The sequence below is a fragment of the Micromonospora sp. URMC 105 genome (assembly GCF_051386295.1).
Taxonomy (GTDB): domain Bacteria; phylum Actinomycetota; class Actinomycetes; order Mycobacteriales; family Micromonosporaceae; genus Micromonospora.
In genome coordinates, this window is sequence record NZ_JBPQTL010000193.1 from 1 (window position 1) to 1,942 (window position 1,942).

The 1,942-nt window shown below is 72.4% G+C and carries 2 protein-coding genes; both read left to right on the forward strand.

Annotated features, from left to right (window positions below; genetic code table 11):
• The first annotated feature begins 329 nt into the window (after positions 1-329).
• On the forward strand, positions 330-1,229 hold the full coding sequence (locus ACSNN7_RS28845) for a TIGR00730 family Rossman fold protein (RefSeq protein WP_436684201.1): 900 nt from the start codon (positions 330-332) through the stop codon (positions 1,227-1,229).
• 3 nt (positions 1,230-1,232) lie between these two features.
• Positions 1,233-1,778 (forward strand): TIGR00730 family Rossman fold protein, encoded by a 546-nt coding sequence (locus ACSNN7_RS28850; RefSeq protein ID WP_436684202.1) that lies wholly within the window; start codon positions 1,233-1,235, stop codon positions 1,776-1,778.
• The last annotated feature ends 164 nt before the right edge of the window (positions 1,779-1,942 follow it).

Below are 1,942 nucleotides of genomic sequence, written 5' to 3' on the forward strand. Positions count from 1 at the left end.
GGGTGGCGGCGCCGTCGCGGATCTTGGTGATCTCGACGTGCTCGTCCTTGTGGTGGGCCAGGTTGGGGTCGCCGGGGACTCCAGCTGCCGGGCGCGGCGGCGCTCGGCCACCACGTCCCGGATGCGCCGCTGCATCTGCCGGCGGATCCGCATCCGCTCGTTGTTGTTGATCACGCTTGCTCCTCCCCCGAAGGCGCGCGCCGGGGCATACCCGGTATGTGAATAGTAAGACGTGCGAGCGACAGAATTAGTTGCCCAAGATCGCGAACTTTTTCTCCGGCTCGCCTGGCACCGCACCCGGCCGGTGCCGCTCCACTACGGTTGCTCCCATGAGCCAGAGCAACGGGCGGCAGCCGGGCCGCGATCCGGAGCGGCACCGGGGCGCGGTCACGCTGCGCCGCGGCGCGATCCCGACCAGCACCGCCGACCAGCGGCTGCTCGACTCCCGGGGCCGGGGCGACTGGAAGACCAAGGACGCCTGGCGCGCGCTGCGGATCCTCTCCGAGTTCGTGGAGGGCTTCGACACCCTGGCCGACCTGCCGCCCGCCGTCAGCGTCTTCGGCTCCGCCCGCAGCACTGCGGACAGCCCCGAGTACGGGCTGGCGCGGGAGCTCGGAGCCGCCCTGGCCCGGGCCGGCTACGCCGTCATCACCGGGGGCGGGCCGGGCGTGATGGAGGCCGCCAACCGGGGGGCCAGCGACGCCGGTGGGCTCTCCGTCGGGCTCGGCATCGAACTCCCCTTCGAGCAGGGGCTCAACGACTGGGTCGACCTGGCCATCGATTTCCGGTACTTCTTCGCCCGTAAGACCATGTTCGTCAAGTACGCCCAGGCGTTCGTGGTGCTGCCCGGCGGCTTCGGCACCATGGACGAACTCTTCGAGGCGCTCACCCTGGTGCAGACCGGCAAGGTCACCCGGTTCCCGGTGGTGCTGATGGGCAGCGCGTACTGGCGGGGGCTGCTCGACTGGCTGCGGGACAGCATGGCCGCCGAGGGCAAGATCGGGCCGGTCGACCTGGACCTGATCTGCCTCACCGACGACGTGGACGCCGCCGTCCAGCACATCGTCGAGGCGGAGGCCGCCCTCTCCGCCGAGCAGGAGGCCGTCCGCGAGGAGGCCGTCGCGCGGGCCGCCGCCGACCGGCAGGCCGCCACCGACAGTACGGCGAACGGCGCCGGCAGCGGCGGGCCGGCCGGCCCGAGCGGGTCGGGCGCGGGCCGGAAGGGCTGAGTCGTGGCGGCGATCTGCGTCTTCTGCGCCTCCTCCCGTACCCTCGACCGGCGCTGGCTGGAGTTGGCGACTGAGACGGGCGCGGAGCTGGCCCGGCGCGGACACACCCTGGTCAGCGGCGGCGGCTGCGTCGGGATGATGGGCGCCCTGGCCGACGGCGCGCGGGCGGCCGGCGGCCGCACCGTCGGGGTGATCCCGCAGGCGCTGGTCGACCTGGAGGTGGCCGACCTGGCCTCCGACGAGCTGCTGGTCACCGACGGCATGGCCAGCCGCAAGACGCTGATGGTCGACAAGTCGGACGCCTTCCTCACCCTGCCGGGCGGGCTGGGCACTTTGGACGAGCTCTTCGAGGTCTGGACCACCGCCACGCTGGCCCTGCACGCCAAGCCGATGGTGCTGGTCGACACAGACGGCTTCTACCGCCCGATGCTCGACTGGCTGGCCGGCCTCGCCGACCAGACCTTCCTCAAGCCGGCCGGCCTCGGCCTGCTCACCGTCGTCGACACCGTCCCCGCCGCCCTCGACCACCTGGAATCCCAGCTCGCCTGACCCTCGGCCCCCCCGGCCCCGTCGATCATGACGTTGACGGCGTCGAGGCCGCCTGTCGTGTCGCCAACCTCATGATCAACGCGACGTCGGGCGGGCTGGTCGGCGAAGTCCATCGCCTCGAAGTCGTCCTTGCGCCGGGCGTACGCCCGGACCAGCGGGAGCAG

Coding starts and splice junctions, on each gene's coding strand:
- ACSNN7_RS28845 (WP_436684201.1), top strand. CDS start 330: ATGAGCCAGAGCAACGGGCGGCAGCCGGGCCGCGATCCGGAGCGGCAC.